Source organism: Streptomyces griseorubiginosus, assembly GCF_001514195.1.
In the GTDB taxonomy this organism is placed as follows: Bacteria; Actinomycetota; Actinomycetes; order Streptomycetales; family Streptomycetaceae; genus Streptomyces; species Streptomyces griseorubiginosus.
In genome coordinates, this window is sequence record NZ_KQ948737.1 from 630,694 (window position 1) to 645,084 (window position 14,391).

The 14,391-nt window shown below is 71.8% G+C and carries 13 protein-coding genes and 1 pseudogene; 7 read left to right on the forward strand and 7 right to left on the reverse strand.

Translation table 11 applies throughout. The features are described 5' to 3' along the window. Positions 1 to 196 precede the first annotated feature (196 nt). The 3 genes and pseudogenes from AQJ54_RS21175 to AQJ54_RS21185 form a co-directional block, all read right to left on the reverse strand. Complete coding sequence (locus tag AQJ54_RS21175) at positions 197 to 805, reverse strand: GTP-binding protein (RefSeq protein WP_062239653.1); 609 nt, start codon at positions 803 to 805, stop codon at positions 197 to 199. Beyond that, a pseudogene (locus AQJ54_RS21180) lies at positions 777 to 1,221 on the reverse strand (DUF742 domain-containing protein). Before AQJ54_RS21180 ends, AQJ54_RS21175 begins: the two are co-directional and overlap by 29 nt. Then, positions 1,218 to 1,409, reverse strand: a complete 192-nt coding sequence (locus AQJ54_RS21185; protein ID WP_107121114.1) for a hypothetical protein — start codon at positions 1,407 to 1,409, stop codon at positions 1,218 to 1,220. Before AQJ54_RS21185 ends, AQJ54_RS21180 begins: the two are co-directional and overlap by 4 nt. A 207-nt stretch (positions 1,410 to 1,616) precedes the next feature. Here AQJ54_RS21185 and AQJ54_RS21190 point away from each other — a divergent pair, with 207 nt between their 5' ends. After that, positions 1,617 to 2,543 carry a GNAT family N-acetyltransferase gene (locus AQJ54_RS21190; protein WP_062239659.1) on the forward strand — a complete coding sequence of 309 codons (927 nt, stop codon included), beginning with the start codon at positions 1,617 to 1,619 and terminating at the stop codon, positions 2,541 to 2,543. A 56-nt stretch (positions 2,544 to 2,599) separates the two neighbouring features. Here the strand turns inward: AQJ54_RS21190 and AQJ54_RS21195 are convergent, their stop codons facing one another. Together AQJ54_RS21195 and AQJ54_RS21200 are read right to left on the reverse strand one after the other, a co-directional pair. After that, positions 2,600 to 3,763: a serine hydrolase domain-containing protein gene (locus AQJ54_RS21195; protein WP_062239664.1), complete on the reverse strand. Its 1,164-nt coding sequence runs from the start codon at positions 3,761 to 3,763 to the stop codon at positions 2,600 to 2,602. Positions 3,764 to 4,051: 288 nt separating this feature from the next. After that, the gene (locus AQJ54_RS21200; protein WP_062240489.1) at positions 4,052 to 6,112 is read right to left on the reverse strand and encodes a DUF1996 domain-containing protein; all 2,061 of its coding nucleotides are present in this window, start codon (positions 6,110 to 6,112) and stop codon (positions 4,052 to 4,054) included. Positions 6,113 to 6,823: 711 nt separating this feature from the next. Here AQJ54_RS21200 and AQJ54_RS21205 point away from each other — a divergent pair. From AQJ54_RS21205 to AQJ54_RS21215, 3 genes are read left to right on the forward strand one after another with little or no spacing between them, the layout of a single operon-like run. Continuing rightward, complete coding sequence (locus AQJ54_RS21205) at positions 6,824 to 7,516, forward strand: nucleotidyltransferase domain-containing protein (RefSeq protein WP_062239669.1); 693 nt, start codon at positions 6,824 to 6,826, stop codon at positions 7,514 to 7,516. Next, positions 7,513 to 7,785 (forward strand): BON domain-containing protein, encoded by a 273-nt coding sequence (locus tag AQJ54_RS21210; RefSeq protein WP_062239673.1) that lies wholly within the window; start codon positions 7,513 to 7,515, stop codon positions 7,783 to 7,785. The genes AQJ54_RS21205 and AQJ54_RS21210 overlap by 4 nt, the downstream gene beginning before the upstream one ends. Beyond that, positions 7,782 to 8,507: a metallophosphoesterase family protein gene (locus AQJ54_RS21215; RefSeq protein ID WP_062239676.1), complete on the forward strand. Its 726-nt coding sequence runs from the start codon at positions 7,782 to 7,784 to the stop codon at positions 8,505 to 8,507. Before AQJ54_RS21210 ends, AQJ54_RS21215 begins: the two co-directional genes overlap by 4 nt. A 155-nt stretch (positions 8,508 to 8,662) precedes the next feature. On the opposite strand, the gene AQJ54_RS21220 is transcribed toward AQJ54_RS21215, so the two are convergent. Beyond that, a complete protein-coding gene (locus AQJ54_RS21220) occupies positions 8,663 to 9,853 on the reverse strand; it encodes an amidohydrolase (RefSeq protein WP_079069957.1) in 1,191 nt (396 codons plus the stop codon). 164 nt (positions 9,854 to 10,017) lie between these two features. Between AQJ54_RS21220 and AQJ54_RS21225 the strand changes: the two genes are divergently transcribed. The 3 genes from AQJ54_RS21225 to AQJ54_RS21235 all read left to right on the forward strand — a co-directional run bounded on the left by AQJ54_RS21225 (position 10,018) and on the right by AQJ54_RS21235 (position 13,638). Then, positions 10,018 to 12,510 (forward strand): molybdopterin oxidoreductase family protein, encoded by a 2,493-nt coding sequence (locus AQJ54_RS21225; protein ID WP_062239679.1) that lies wholly within the window; start codon positions 10,018 to 10,020, stop codon positions 12,508 to 12,510. Between the two features lie 51 nt (positions 12,511 to 12,561). After that, positions 12,562 to 13,011 (forward strand): ATP-binding protein, encoded by a 450-nt coding sequence (locus AQJ54_RS21230; protein WP_062239682.1) that lies wholly within the window; start codon positions 12,562 to 12,564, stop codon positions 13,009 to 13,011. Positions 13,012 to 13,074: 63 nt separating this feature from the next. Then, positions 13,075 to 13,638, forward strand: coding sequence for a hemerythrin domain-containing protein (locus AQJ54_RS21235; protein ID WP_062240493.1), 564 nt, complete (start codon positions 13,075 to 13,077; stop codon positions 13,636 to 13,638). Between the two features lie 84 nt (positions 13,639 to 13,722). Here the strand turns inward: AQJ54_RS21235 and AQJ54_RS21240 are convergent, their stop codons facing one another. After that, positions 13,723 to 14,253, reverse strand: a complete 531-nt coding sequence (locus AQJ54_RS21240) for a hypothetical protein (protein ID WP_062239685.1) — start codon at positions 14,251 to 14,253, stop codon at positions 13,723 to 13,725. Between the last annotated feature and the right edge of the window lie 138 nt (positions 14,254 to 14,391).

The following is a 14,391-nucleotide window of genomic DNA, read 5'->3' on the forward strand; positions in this document are numbered from 1 at the left end:
GGGCCCAGCGGTGGCGGTCGCGGGGCGAAGAGGGTGCCGGGTCAGCGGTGGCGGAAGAGGCTCGCGCATGGGGCATCCGGCCGCACCCGTCGCGGCCGCGCCGTGAGCATCCCTGTCCGTCTCCCGTCCGTCTCCCTGTCCGTCTCCCTGTCCGTCTCCCTGTGAGGTCCGGACGGTACGGTCCGGGGGCGGTGGTTCAGGCGGCGCGGTCGAGTAGATGGCGTACGAGGGCGATCAGGGCCCGGGCGGAGGACCGCTGGTCGCGGGCGTCGCAGTAGGTGACGGGGGTGTCCGGGAGCAGGTCGAGAGCCTCGCGGATCTCCTCCTCCTCGAAGTGGCCGGCCTGCGAGAACGTGTTGACGGCGACCGCGTACTCGAGGCCGTACTCGTCGATCAGGTCGATGACCGGGAACGTCTCCTCGAGCCGCGAGGGGTCGACCAGAAGCAGGGCACCGAGCGCGCCGCGGGCCATCTCCTCCCACAGCTCGATGAAGCGCTGCTGCCCCGGGGTGCCGAACAGATACAGCACCAGCTCGTCGCTCAGGGTCAGCCGGCCGAAGTCCAGGGCCACGGTGGTGGTCGCCTTGTCCGGGGCCCCGCGCAGGTCGTCGATGTGCAGGGACGCCTGGGTCATCTTCTCCTCGGTGCGCAGCGGGGTGATCTCCGACAGCGACCCGATGAAGGTCGTCTTGCCCACGGCGAAATGCCCGACCACCAGGATCTTCGCAGCGGTGATCACGTCGGCGGACACGTAGATGGAGCCGTTCGCCCCGGGGTCAGCCGATGGTGAGGGTTTCGAGTCCATGCAGAACCTTTTCGAGTGTCGCTCGGGGGAGGTGCTGGGCGGGGGCCGGATCAGCGCGGCAGGAGGTGCCCCTGCTCGCATAACTCGGTCAGCAGCGGTCGGGCCACGCCGACGGGCAGTCCCAGGTGCCCGGCGACCCCGGCGACCTCGGCGACCGACAGACAGCCGCCCGAACAGAGCTCCCAGATCGCCCGCGCCTCAGGGCAGGCACCCAGCGGCAGGGTCCGCTCGGGCGCGGTGCACACCAGCGAGCGCAGAGCCACGGCATCCTCGGAGGGGAGACGCCGGCCCCCCGTGATAAGGGCCGCCGTGATACGGCCCCCCGCGATACGGCTCCCCGTGATACGGCCGCCCGTGACGACGTAGGAGCGGACGAAGTCGCTGGTCACCGGAGCGTCCTCGTCCTGCCGTGTCATGCGCCCACGCCCCGGTTGCGCCGGCCGCCGCAGAGCACCGAGATGCTTTCGACAGGACGGCGGAACCGGCTGCCGGTGTGGTCGACCGGCTCGGCGGGCCGGCCTGGCACGCGCATCCCCGCGAAGACCGCGGCGACGACTGCCACGAGCAGGATCCACAGGAGTGGATCTTCGAACAATGACGTCATGAGACTCTTTTCAAGTCGCCTCGCGTCGGGAGACTGACCGCGCACCGCGCGTATGACGCGTCATCAGCCCACTGAAAAGTGCGATGATCTTATCAGTTGACCTCGGTGTCAACAGGCGTAGCAGCCGTCACACTTGTCCCGTCTCCACGCAGGTCCCCCGGCGAAACTCGTTTGCGGCGGCGGGCCCTGTTCCGGACGCTTGGGCCCATGTCCTACCTCCTGCGCGCTGCCGCGCTCACCGACGCGCCGGCCGTCACCGAGCTGCTCAACGAGATCGACCGCATCGAGATCGGGCGGCCCGAGACCGACCTGCCCACGGTGGAGAGCGACCTCGGGCACCCCGAGATCGACCTCGACCGCGACTCCTGGCTGGCCTTCGACGGCTCACGGCTGGTGGCGTACGCCCTGGTGTGGGACGACTCCAAGGGCGAGCGCATCGACGCCGACCACTACGTCCTTCCCGACCACCAGAAGGCCGGTGAGCTGCTCCTGGAGGCGCTGGAGACCAGAGCGCTGGAGAAGGCGCGGGCCAACGGGGCCGCACGGGCCGTGATCCACCTGCACCTCAACTCGGCGCCCACGACCGACCTCGCACTGATACGGGACCGGGGCTGGAAGGCCGTACGGCGCTATCACGTGCTGGAGCGGCCGCTGCGGGCCGACGCGGACCTGCCGCCCGAGCCGCCGGCCGGCGTGCGGGTACGGCCGTGTGCCGACGAGGCGGACCGGCGGCAGGTCCACGCCCTGCACCAGGTCGGCTTCGCCGAGCACTTCGACTTCCAGCCCCGCTCCTACGAGCAGTGGCTGCACGACATCCACGCCGACCGCATCGACTGGTCCCTGGTGTGGCTGGTCTCCACCGAAGACCTCGGGGACGTCGGCTTCCTGATCGCCCGCGACGACCGTGAGGCCATGGGCTGGATCCGCACGCTCGCCGTCAGCCGCGAGGCCCGCGGCCGGGGCCTCGGCGGTCTGCTGCTGCGCCAGGCATTCGCCGCGTTCGCGGCCCGGGGGCGCGACACCGTGGGCCTCGGCGTGGACACCGAGAACGCCACCGGCGCGCCCGAGCTGTACGCACGCAACGGAATGTCGGTCCACTACGCCGTCGACACCTGGGAAACGGTGGTGGAGTGATTCCCGTCGACGCGCGCTGAATTCCCGGTCAGGCCAGGCGCATTCCCACGGAACAGTCATGCACCCCCGCCGCGCAGCAACGCGCAGACGAAATTCTCCTCAAGGGCACGCATCTTCTTCAGCCGCGCGGCGTCGGTGGACCGAATGACCTGTGACGTGACCGAGAACGTCAGGGAACGGCGGCCGTCGGGGGTGGCCGCGATCAACTGGGTGTAGCCCAGCGTGTTGCCGGTGTGGCCCAGGACGACACCGCACCGCGTCTGGTAGCGGAAGACGGCCAGACCCGCGGAGTTGCGGCCGGGCCCGGCGGGCTCGGAGGAGCCCTCGATCCACTGCCGCTGCTGCTCGACGACCCTGCCGCCGTAGAGCCGTCCGCTCGCGTAGCCACGGATGAAGCGGGTCATGTCGGCCGGTGTGGAGACGATCCCTCCGGAGGCCCAGACACCCGACATCCCGATGACCTCGCTGACGTCCTGCGGAGCCGCGGGCGGGTCCACGTCATAGCCGTGCAGATAGGGACTCGGCATCCGGTAGCCCTGCGGGAGGCTGGTCGACTGCAGGCCGAGGGGCCGGTAGACCAGTCTGCGCAGGAGTTCTTCGTACGTCGTCCGGGTCGCCGCCTCCGCCATGAGCGCCACGGCGATGTTGTCCGAGTTCGAGTAGCGGTACTCGCTGCCCGGCGTGAAGAGCAGGGGCTGGTCGGCGACGTAGTCGAGCAGGCGCCGGGAGTCGAACTGATGGCGCGGATCCGCCCGTAGTGCGGCGACGAAGCCGTCGCTGCGGGAGTAGTCGGGCAGACCGCTGGTGTGGTTGAGGAGTTGACGAAGAGTCACCTTGCCCCAGGCGTCGGGGAGTTGGGGAAGCCACTTGTGCAGGGTGTCGTCGAGCCGCAGGACGCGGTGGTCGACGAGTGTGAGGGCCACCGCCCCGCTGAAGGCCTTGGCCGTGCTCGCGATGCGCATGTGGTCGTCGGGCCGGGGCGCGCGCCCGGTGCGGATGTCGGCGACTCCGGCGCGTACGACACGCGTGCCGTTCTCGGTCCGCAGGACGGCGATGGCTCCGGGTGGGCCGCCCGGGCTCCGCACGAACTCGTCGAGCTGACGCTGAAGCTCGTGCCGGTCGGGCGGGTCGGTGGCGGCACCAGCCGTCGTCGAGGTGAGTGCGGCGAGGCAGACCGCGAGGACGGACCCCGCTCGCAGACGGGTTCGGCGTGCAGACATGGGGGCTCCCTGGGGAGGGGACGGCATGGCCCGTCAAGCCTCACCGGGAGTGGCGTTCCCGTGCTTCCGGTACTGCTGCATACGGACCATGGGCTGGGGCACCAAGGGGTGCCGTGAATTCGCCCCGCGGGGGTCTGCGGTCTTCAGCGGTCGCTTGTTCCTCAGCTTAGTTTGCATGTACACCGACGTCTCGTCGGGAGCCTGCGGGAGGACCGCTCCTGTTCTTTTCGTGCCATCGCACGAGTGGGTCCCCGCCACGGGAACGCGTGGCGGGGACCCACCCCGGTGTCACATCGAGCGGCGGCTGGTGCGTCGCAGGAGGACGAATCCGGCGATCAGCAGGATCGCGCCGATCGCGCCCGGCCACAGCTGGGTGCCGGTCTCGGCGAGACTGCCCTGGTCGCCCTGCGGCGCCGGCTGCGCGGCCACGGGGGGCTGTGCGACGGCTGCGGGCTCGGTGGTCGCGGTGTCGTCCTGGGGGTCGGGCCGGCTCGACTCGGCCGGTTGGTTCGTCGGCTCGTCGCCGGAGCCGTCGGCGTTCGTGGTGTCGGGTGCCGACGTGCTGTGGGCGGTGGGTGAGCTGTAGGTCTTCGGTTGGTTGTCGGCGGGAGCGGTGGTCTGGTCACCGGCCGGGGCCTCGGTGGCCGGGGCGGGCTGCTGCTGGGGGTCGCCGCCGTTTCCGGGGTTCTCCTCGGCACCGTTGCCGTTGCCGCCGTCGTTGCCGTTGCTGCCGTCGTTGCCGTTGCCGGGGGTCGGGTCGGTGCCGTTGCCGGTGTCTCCGCCGTTCTGACCGCCGCCGTTCTGGCCGTTGTCGCCGCCGTTGTTGTTGCCGTCGCCACCGCCGTTGTTGTTGCCGTTGTCGCCGTTGCCCGGGTCGTCCTGACCCGTGCCCACGCCGCACTGGCGGCCGTCGTTGATGCAGCCGACCATCTCGTTCATCAGGTTCTCGTCGAAGACGTTGATGAAGTCGCCGTGGTCGGTGACAGGCTTGTGCAGCTGCTCGGGGAACGAGTCGACCGCGAACAGCGGGGTCGTGCGGCCGCCGTCGTTCAGGCTCGGCGCGTCGACGTCGTAGACGATCCGCTGGACCAGCTGGGGAATGGCCTTGAAGCCGTTCGGGCAGGTGCCGTCGTTCTGGGCGAACGCCACGTGGGTGCGGTGGTTGGCGCTGTCGATGTTGCGGCCGTCCCAGCAGCTCTGGAACTTGAAGGTGCGCACCACGTCGCTGCCCTGCGGGCACAGCGGGTACTTGTCCTTCAGCTGCCGGTCCTCGAACCCGGTGCAGCTCCAGGACGCGTTGGCGTTGGCGGGGCCGTTGACGAAGGCCTTGGCGTCACCGGTGATGATGCGCAGCAGCCGCGGCATGGCAGTGACCTTGCTGCGGGGGTTGCCGACGAACGTCAGCGTGACTTCCTTGGGCGTGACGATCTTGCCGGCGTTGCCCTCGATGCCACCGCCGGGCTTGGCGGCGTCCTGTTCCTGCGTGCCGTTCTGGAGCCGGATCACGGGCCAGTAGTAGGTCGACTTGTCGCCCTGGTCGACGCAGCTCGTCTGGGCATTGGCCAGGTCCTGGTCGCTGGCGAAGGCGGTGTTCGACTGGTTGCCGATGTAGTCGTGGAAGTGGTGGGCGCCGTTGGAGACACCCGGGGCGACGATGACGTTGTCCGAGTTGAACAGGCCGTTCGCGTTGACACCGCAGCTGGTGACGAAGGTGCCGCGGGAGGCGTCGCCCTGAGCCGGCGGCGCCTGTGCGGCGGGTGGTGCGCTGTTGATGTCGGCGTAGTCAGCGGCCACGGGACCGTTGCCGGCCTGACCGCCGTTGCCCTGCTGCTGACCGCCCTGCTGGCCGCCCTGCTGCTGACCGTCCTGGCCCTGACCGCCTTGGTCCTGACCGCCGTTCTGCTGGTCGCCCTGGCCCTGCTGGTCCTGGCCCTCCCCCTGCTGGTCGCCCTGACCGCCACCGTTCTGGTTGTCGGTCTGGCGCAGGGTGCAGCCGGCCATGTCGCCGAGTCCCTGGGGCTGTTCACCCGAGCGCTGCAACGCGGCGCCGATGCGCTCGATGGTGGCGGCGCGGTTCTGCTGGAGCGGATCGACGATACGGCTCTGCGCGGCGTCGCGGTCCTGGATCGACGGGTCCTGGAGTTGCTGGTACGCCTCCGCTATCTGCTGGTCCAGCCGGGCGAGTTCCTGGTCGACCTCCGCCCGCGAGCCGTCGGGCACGTTGGTGAGCGTGTCCCCGACGTCCGGGCAGTCGATCGTGACGGCTCCCCACGACGTCTGCTGCGGTGTGCCGCTCTCCGTGGCGGAGGCGTACACGTTCGCCGCGACCAGCCCACCACCCCCGAGCATCAGGGCCACTGCGGCGAAGGTCGCACGTCGTGCGCCTGTCGGTCGTCTGCGATTGCTGCGTCCCACGGATGTACTCCTGCGCGTCTCGGCTCTCCGGGCATGCAAATCCCCCGGCCCCATACGGACGCCGAGCCCCGCGTGTTCAACCGCATCGGAAATTCACAGCACTCTCATACGGAACACCGGGTTCCACCAACTGCCGTGGACCTTCTGAGGCCGCCACAGCATCGACTCCCCCGCCGAGTCCCCTCCGTGACGGTCCGTCACTCCGTCACCCGCCCACGGCATACGGCGGGTTCTCCCCGTAGCGCTAAGGCCGTGCCGGTCGTCGGCGGGGGCCGGGGTGGGCTCGGGGTAGTAGCCGTTCCGTGCCAGAGGCGGCGTGCGCCGTCCAGGGCGGTTCGCGGCCGATGTGGCCCATGCCGGCCATGCCGGCCATGCCGGCCATGCCCAGGCGAGCACCGGCCCGGGAGGGGGTGGCCCGCTCGCTCCACGGCCCGGCGGCTCCACCACCTGGCCGCTCCACCGTCCGGCGGCCACCGCTGTGAACAGCCAGGACACGGCCTCGCGGGACGTGTCGGCGTCCAGCCGGGCCGCCGGGTGACGAGTCGGCGCGCTCGCGTCGTGCTCCACCGTGTCGAACCCGCCCTCCCGGGTACCCGGTCCGCCCGTCCCGGCCCCGGGTGCGGGCCGGCCAGGAAGGGGGCACTGATGACGCAGCACGCCGACGACGACGTCGCCCACCACGGGGGCGTCACCGGACTGCGGCTGGCGACCGGGGAGGCCGCGGGTGAGGCGCTCGCCCGGAGTCTGCCCGTGGACCGCAACCAGGCGATCCTTGAGGCGGCCAAGCAGGTCGGCGCGATCCTGAAACGGGAGGGGCACGCCTTCGCGCTCGCGGGCAGTGTCGCCGTGTACGCGCACGGCGGCTCCCAGAACCTCCAGCACGACGTCGACTTCGCCATCCTCCCCGAGGACGCCCAGTCCGTGGCCGACACCCTCCGCGAGGCCGGTCTCCAGGTACGCACGCCTCCGGAGGACTGGCTGCTGAAGGCCGACTGCCTGGGCCAGCAGGTCGACCTGATCTTCGAGCTGGCCCACCAGCCGGTCACCCGGGAGCTGCTGGCACGGGCCGACGAACTCTCGGTCGACTCGGTGTTCATGCCGGTGCTGTCCCCCACCGACCTGCTGCACAGTCTGCTGTCCGCGTTCTCCGAGCACCACTGCGACTTCGGGGCCGTCCTGCCGATCGCCCGCACCCTGCGGGAGAAGGTCGACTGGGACGCCGTACGCCGGGGCTGCGGGGACGCGCCGATGCCGGACGCGTTCTTCTACTTCCTGGAGCGGCTCGGGGTCATCGAATCGCAGGACAGGACAGCGATGAGCGAGGAGGGTCGGTCATGAGCGGGTCCGCGCCGGAGGGCGCCGGCGAGAACGTCGAGTACCGCGTCGCCCACTTCCGTGACCGGCTGGCCGCGGAGGAACTGGGCGAGCTGGGGGTCCGGGCCGAAGTGCGGCCGGGGGCGGTCGTGGTCAGCGGGACCGTGCCGTCCGCGGAGTGCCGGGAGACCGTGCTGCGGACCGTCCGCGAGGAACTCGCCGGGCTCGCCGTGCACACCGACGTGCTGGTGGCCGAGACCGCCACGCCCGATCATGCGGAGGAACTGCCGTGATCCGTGTCGCCGCCGTGGGGGACATCCACATGGGCCCGGAGAGCCAGGGCGTGCTGCGCCCGGCCTTCGACACCCTGTCCGACTGTGCCGATCTGCTGCTCCTGGCCGGCGACCTCACCCGGCACGGCACGCCCGAGGAGGCGCGCGTGGTGGCGCAGGAGGTGCGGGACCTGCCGGTGCCGGTCGTCGCGGTTCTCGGCAACCACGACCATCACGACGAGCAGCCCGAGAAGGTCGCCGCCCTGCTGGAGGACGCGGGGGTGCGGGTGCTGGAGGGCGAGGGGACCGTCGTGGAGTGCGGCGGCACCCGGGTCGGCGTCGCCGGGACCAAGGGGTTCGGCGGCGGGTTCGTGGGCCGGAGCGCGGGTGAGTTCGGCGAGCCGCTGATGAAGGAGTTCGTACGGTACTCACGGCGCTGCGCGGACGGGCTGCGCTCCGCACTGGAGGAACTGGGCCGGCAGGACTGCGCGGCCAGGGTGGCGCTCACCCACTTCTCCCCCGTGGCGGACACGCTCGCCGGTGAGCCGCTGGAGATCTATCCGTTCCTCGGCAGCTACCTGCTGGCCGAGGCGATCGACACCGCGGGAGCCGACCTGAGCGTGCACGGACATGCCCACGCGGGCTCCGAGCACGGGATGACGGCCGGCGGGGTGCGGGTGCGGAACGTGGCCCAGCCGGTGATCCGACGGGCCTTCAACGTCTACCACCTGCACGAGAACTGACCGGCCGGCCGCCACTCCCGCACGCGACGGCCGCCCCCTGACGCGAACCGACAGGACGACGTCAGCTCCGTGTCGTCGCCCTGTCGTGGTCCTCCCGGGACGTGGACGTCAGTTGGGCGCCGTCGCCCTGTCGTGTTCCTTTTAGGACAGGGACGTCAGCTGCGCGCCTTCGCCCGGTCGTGGTCCTCCCACGCCGCGTCCCGCAGTTCCGGTCGCAGCAGCACCTCCACCGCCGTGCGGGCCAGCGCCTCGGCGGCGGCCAGCATCACCTGACGGGCGCGCTCGGAGCCGGCCGCGACGGCGAACTCGGGGGTGTGGTCGGAGCCGTCCTCCCCCATGATCGCCACGAAGGGGTGGATGGCGGGCACCCGTCCGCTGACGTTGCCGACGTCGGAGGAGCCCAGGTAGACGCCGGGTGCGGGCGGGGTCATCTCGATGCCCGCGCCCGCCAGATGCCGGGCGAACCGGGCGGAGAGCACCGAGCTGTCCCGGAAGTGCTCGTAGCGGGGCGTGGCGCGCTCCACCGTGACCGTGGTCCCCGTCGCCCGGGCGACGCCCTGGGCGCAGGTGAGCAGCTCGCCCGCCAGGTCCTCCAGGGCGCCGGTGGTCAGCGCGCGCAGCCCGAACAGTCCCTCCGCGTACTCGGGGACGATGTTGGTGGCCCGGCCGCCGTCGGTGACGATGCCCTGGACGTGTGAGCCCTCGGGCTGCCTGCGCCCCACCACGGCCAGGGTGTTGAAGAGCTGGACGAGCGCGGCGAGGGCGTCGACGCCCTCGGTGGGGTTGCCGGTCGGGTGGGCGGCCCGGCCGTGGAAGCCGACCCGGTACTGGGCCTGCGCGGTCAGCGGCGCCCACTGCCAGCTGTGCACACCGGGATGGAACATCAGGGCCGCGTCGAGGTCGTCGAACACCCCGGCCTCGGTCTCGGCGACCTTCCCTCCGCCGCCCTCCTCGGCCGGGGTGCCGATGGCCCACACGGTGCCGGCGTCCCGGTCGAGCACCGCCCGCGCGGCGAGGGCGGCGCCGAGGCCGGCCGCGGCGATCAGGTTGTGGCCGCAGGCGTGACCGAGGCCGGGGAGGGCGTCGTACTCCAGCATCAGGGCGACGGCCGGGCGGGTCCTGGTGCCGGAGCGGGCGGTGAACGCGGTGGGCAGGCCGGCCACGTCCCGCCGGACCTGGAATCCCGCCCATTCGAGCTCTCCGCACAGCAGCGCCGCCGCCCGGTGCTCCTCGAAGGCGTACTCCGGGTCGGAGTGCAGCATGCGCGCCATGTCCCAGAGCCGTTCGGCCCGCGCCGCCACCTCCCCGTGCACCCGCGCGAGCACCTCGTCCACGGCGTCGGTCACATCGTCCTCCCGTTCGGTCTCGTCCGTCCGCGTCGCGGTCCGGTCACGTTCCGCGTACCCGTCCGGGTTCCATCGAGCGGGGCGGCTTACACCAGGGCAACCGTTACCGGCCCGGGGGCGGGGGTACTCAGGAGCGGTCAGCGCGACTCGTCGAGGAGGCCGCTATGCAGGCGGACCGGATCGCCGATCCCTGGGGTGCCCGGACGCCGTACCGACGCCACGGGTCCTGGCCGGCGAGGGTGGACACCTTCCTGGCGGAAGGCGTGGAACCGGGGGCGGTCGAGCGGTGGGTGCCTGCGGCCTCGCTGCTGCACTCCGGCGGTGACGCCATGGACATCGCCGTGGTCGACGGCCGGATGGCGGGGGTGCGCGGACGGGCGGTGGACCGGGTCAACCGCGGCAGGCTGGGGCCCAAGGACCTGTTCGGCTGGCAGGCGAACGCCTCGCAGGACCGGCTGACCAGGCCGCTCGTCCGGCGGGACGGGCACCTGGTGGAGACGGACTGGGACACCGCGATGGAGCGGGTGGTGGGCCGTACCCGGGAACTGCTCGACGAGCGCGGACCAGGCGCGATCGGGTTCTACACCAGCGGTCAGCTGTTCCTGGAGGACTACTACACGCTCGCGGTGCTGGCCCGGGCGGGCATCGGCACCAACCACCTCGACGGCAACACCCGGTTGTGCACGGCGACCGCGGCCGAGGCGCTGAAGGAGTCGTTCGGCTGCGACGGCCAGCCGGGCAGCTTCGACGACCTCGACCACGCGGACGTGATCGCGCTGTTCGGCCACAACATGGCCGAGACCCAGACCGCGCAGTGGGCGCGGATCCTGGACCGGCTGGCGAGCGTCGACCCGCCGCGCCTGCTGTGCGTGGACCCCCGCCCGACCCAGCCGGCCCGGCACGCGGCCGTGCACCTGGCACCGCGGGTGGGCACCAACGTGCCGCTCCTGAACGCCCTGCTGCACGAGACGATCCGGCACGACCGGGTCGACCACGACTTCGTCGACGCCCACACCGTCGGCTTCGAGGAACTGTCCGAGCGGGTCTCCTCCTGCACACCCGAGTGGGCCGCGGACATCTGTGACGTGCCGGCCGCGCGGATCAGCGAGGCGGCCGAACTCGTCGGTACGGCCGAGGCCCTGCTGTCGACGGTCCTCCAGGGCGTCTACCAGGCGCACCAGGCCACCGCCGCGGCCGTGCAGGTCAACAACCTGCACCTGATCCGCGGCATGCTGGGCCGCCCGGGCGCGGGCGTGCTCCAGATGAACGGACAGCCCAGCGCGGAGAACACCCGCGAGTGCGGCGCCGACGGCGACCTGCCGGGCTTCCGCAACTGGCAGAACGACGAGCACATCGCCGACCTGGCGAGGGTGTGGAACGTGGAGCCGGACCGGATCCCGCACTTCGCGCCGCCCACGCACGCGATGCAGATGTTCCGGTACGCCGAGCAGGGCTCGATCGGGATGCTGTGGATCAGCGGCACCAACCCGGCGGTGTCCCTGCCCGAACTGGCCCGTATCCGCGCCCTGTTGGCGCAGGACCGGCTCTTCACGGTCGTCCAGGACCTGTTCCTGACGGAGACCGCCCGGCTCGCCGACGTCGTGCTGCCCGCCGCGACCTGGGGCGAGAAGACCGGCACGATCACCAACGCCGACCGGACGGTCCACCTCTGCGAGCAGGCGGTGGAGCCGCCCGGCGAGGCGCGGCCGGACCTGGAGATCTTCCTCGACTTCGCGCGGCGCATGGACTTCCGCGACAAGGACGGCGGACCGCTGATCGGCTGGCGGGAGCCCGAGGAGGCGTTCGAGGCCTGGAAGCGGTGCAGCGCGGGCCGGCCCTGCGACTACACGGGCCTGTCCTACGACCGCCTGCGCCAGGCCGGTGGCATCCAGTGGCCCTGCACCGGGGCACGGCCCGACGGCACCCCGCGTCTCTACACGGACGGCATCACCTGGGCCCACCCGGACGACTGCGAGAGCTACGGCAAGGACCTGGAGACCGGCGCGGCCGTGGACCCGGTGGAGTACCGCTCCCTCAACCCGGAAGGCAAGGCCGTGCTCAAGGCCGCCGCCTACATCGAGCCGCACGAGATGCCCGACGAGCGGTACCCCTTCCAGCTCTCGACGGGCCGGACCCTCTACCACTTCCACACCCGCACCAAGACCGGGCGGGTGGCACAGCTCGACGAGGCCGCGCCCGACGTATGGGTGGAGATCAGCACGGCGGACGCGGAGCGGCTCGGGCTCGGCGAGGGCGACCTGGTGAAGGTCACCACCCCGCGCGGTGGCCTGGAGGGGCGGCTGCGGGTCACCGGCATCCGGCCGGGGCTGCTGTTCGTGCCCTTCCACTACGGCTACTGGGACACCAAGGAAGGGGACGGCCCGGACAGGGGCGGCCCGGGGCGGGCCGCGAACGAGACGACGATCACCGACTGGGACCCCGCGTCCAAGCAGCCCCTGTTCAAGACGGCGGCCGCGGACCTCACCCTCGTCGCCCGCGCCGACGGCCGGCACGCACCCGCCCCCACCACCACGGCGTCGGCCCCGGCACACCCCGACGCGGCGCCGGTCACGGCGGGCGGCCGGCAGGCGTACGCGACCCAGAACCCCGGCTACGGCGAGGCCCCGGGGCGGGCGGAGCCGGGGGGCACGTCATGAAGGAAGCCTCATGAAGGACGGCTCAGAAAAACGCCTCGTGAAGGACGGCTCATGAAGGACGGCATCGCCCACATCCTGCGCGCCCTGCACCGCGGGGAGCGGCGGCTGGCCCGGGATCTCTCGACCGCGGCCGAGCGGCACGCCGAGGAGCACGAGATCCACCATGTCGCCACCGACCTCGCGGCGTGGTCGCGCGAGCACGCCGAACGGCTCGCGGAACTCGCCGCGGGTGACGGACTGCGCCTCGACGACGACATCCCCGAGCCCCTCCCCGCGGACGGACCGGGCGCTCTTCTCCTCCTGCACGACCTGCGCGCCCTGCATCTGGCCGCAACAGAGAACTCGCTGCACTGGGAGATGCTCGCGCAGGCCGCTCAGGCGAGCCGGGACGAGCGGCTGCTCAGCCTGGTGTCGGCGTGCCATCCGCAGACGCTGCGGCAGCTGCGCTGGAGCGACACCATGGTCAAACAACTGTCCCCGCAGCTGCTGACGAGCCTGTGACCAGGAACAAGACCAGGAATAAGGGGTGCGACCCCGGGCACTCGGGGGCCGGAGGTGATGAACATGGGACACGGAGGAAACGTCATCGACGAGCTGGTGACCGATCACCGTGAGGTGGAGGAACTGTTCGGGAAGATCGAGGCGCTGCCGCCCGGCGACAAGAAGCGGAAGGTGTACGCCGACCAGGCCACCATGGAGCTGATCCGGCATTCGGTGGCCGAGGAGGAGTACCTGTACCCGGCGGTACGGGAACATCTGGTCAACGGCAACACCATGGCGGACCGGGAGATCGAGGACCACTCCACGGCCGAGCAGCTCATGAAGGACCTGGAGGGCTGCGCTGCGGACGACCCCGAGTTCGACCGGCTCGTGGGGGAGCTGATGAGCGAGGTCCGCTCGCACATCGCCGAGGAGGAGCAGACCCTCTTCCCGCAGTTGCGGGTCGCCTGTTCGGAGAAGGAGCTGGACGACCTGGGCGACAAGGTGCGCCGTGCCAAGAAGATGGCGCCGACCCGCCCGCATCCGTCGGCCCCGGACACTCCTCCGGCGAACAAGCTGCTGGCTCCCGGCGCCGGGCTGGTCGACCGGCTGCGGGACGCGCTCTCGGGCCGCGGCAAGGAGGACTGACGTCCACGGCTCAGGCCCCTCAGGCGTTCCCTCACTCAGCGGCACGGGCCCCTCAGGCGTTCCTCCACTGAGGGGCGTGGGTCCTCAGGCGATGAGTGCCTCGTCCGAACCCAGCCGCGCCAGCAGCTGGGTTCGGTGCAGTCCGGCGACCGGCGCGAGCAGGTCCGGGTGCCTGAGCAGGGCCGCCGCGCGGCGGTCCGTGGCGTCGGGGGTGAGCAGGCGGCGGAACGCGGCCGGTGTGGCCGTCGTGTGCTCGCCCCCGGCGGCGACCTCGGTCACCGCCAGTCGGGCCAGTTCGGGATCGGTGAGCAGACAGGCCGCCCAGCTGGCCACGACCTCGTCGACCCAGGTCCGCCAGGCGTGCTCCTCGCCGTCCCGGTCGTCGTGGGCGTCCGCGCCGGTGACCCAGTCGAGGCGGGCGGCGCCGCCCGGGCCCGCCGTGCCGAGCAGTGCGGCGTCCATCGCCGTCGGATAGCGCAGCCACGCGGCGACCGTCACGGCCTGCCGGGCCTGCACCTCGCACAGCGCGGCGGCCAGCGCGCCGCCCGAGGGCGGATAGGCGCGGTTCAGCCAGTGGGCGGTCGCCGCGATGACCGGGGAGAGATCTGCATGCACTGCCGGGCCGCCCGAATTGCCGGTGGAAGGGGGGTCTGGCCGAAACGGTAGCCCGCGGGCCGGGGAGGACGACATGGCTCCGACCTCGTAGGGCACGTGGTCTCGGCCACACCGGCGCCTCTCCCGCCAGGCCCTCAG

What these genes read in the sequence shown, in the direction of transcription:
- AQJ54_RS21210 (WP_062239673.1), top strand. Translation starts at nt 7,513, where the DNA reads ATGAGCGGGTCCGCGCCGGAGGGCGCCGGCGAGAACGTCGAGTACCGC.
- AQJ54_RS21235 (WP_062240493.1), top strand. Translation starts at nt 13,075, where the DNA reads ATGGGACACGGAGGAAACGTCATCGACGAGCTGGTGACCGATCACCGT.
- AQJ54_RS21185 (WP_107121114.1), bottom strand. Translation starts at nt 1,409, where the DNA reads ATGACGTCATTGTTCGAAGATCCACTCCTGTGGATCCTGCTCGTGGCA.
- AQJ54_RS21175 (WP_062239653.1), bottom strand. Translation starts at nt 805, where the DNA reads ATGGACTCGAAACCCTCACCATCGGCTGACCCCGGGGCGAACGGCTCC.
- AQJ54_RS21195 (WP_062239664.1), bottom strand. Translation starts at nt 3,763, where the DNA reads ATGTCTGCACGCCGAACCCGTCTGCGAGCGGGGTCCGTCCTCGCGGTC.
- AQJ54_RS21190 (WP_062239659.1), top strand. Translation starts at nt 1,617, where the DNA reads ATGTCCTACCTCCTGCGCGCTGCCGCGCTCACCGACGCGCCGGCCGTC.
- AQJ54_RS21230 (WP_062239682.1), top strand. Translation starts at nt 12,562, where the DNA reads ATGAAGGACGGCATCGCCCACATCCTGCGCGCCCTGCACCGCGGGGAG.
- AQJ54_RS21225 (WP_062239679.1), top strand. Translation starts at nt 10,018, where the DNA reads ATGCAGGCGGACCGGATCGCCGATCCCTGGGGTGCCCGGACGCCGTAC.
- AQJ54_RS21200 (WP_062240489.1), bottom strand. Translation starts at nt 6,112, where the DNA reads ATGCTCGGGGGTGGTGGGCTGGTCGCGGCGAACGTGTACGCCTCCGCC.
- AQJ54_RS21205 (WP_062239669.1), top strand. Translation starts at nt 6,824, where the DNA reads ATGACGCAGCACGCCGACGACGACGTCGCCCACCACGGGGGCGTCACC.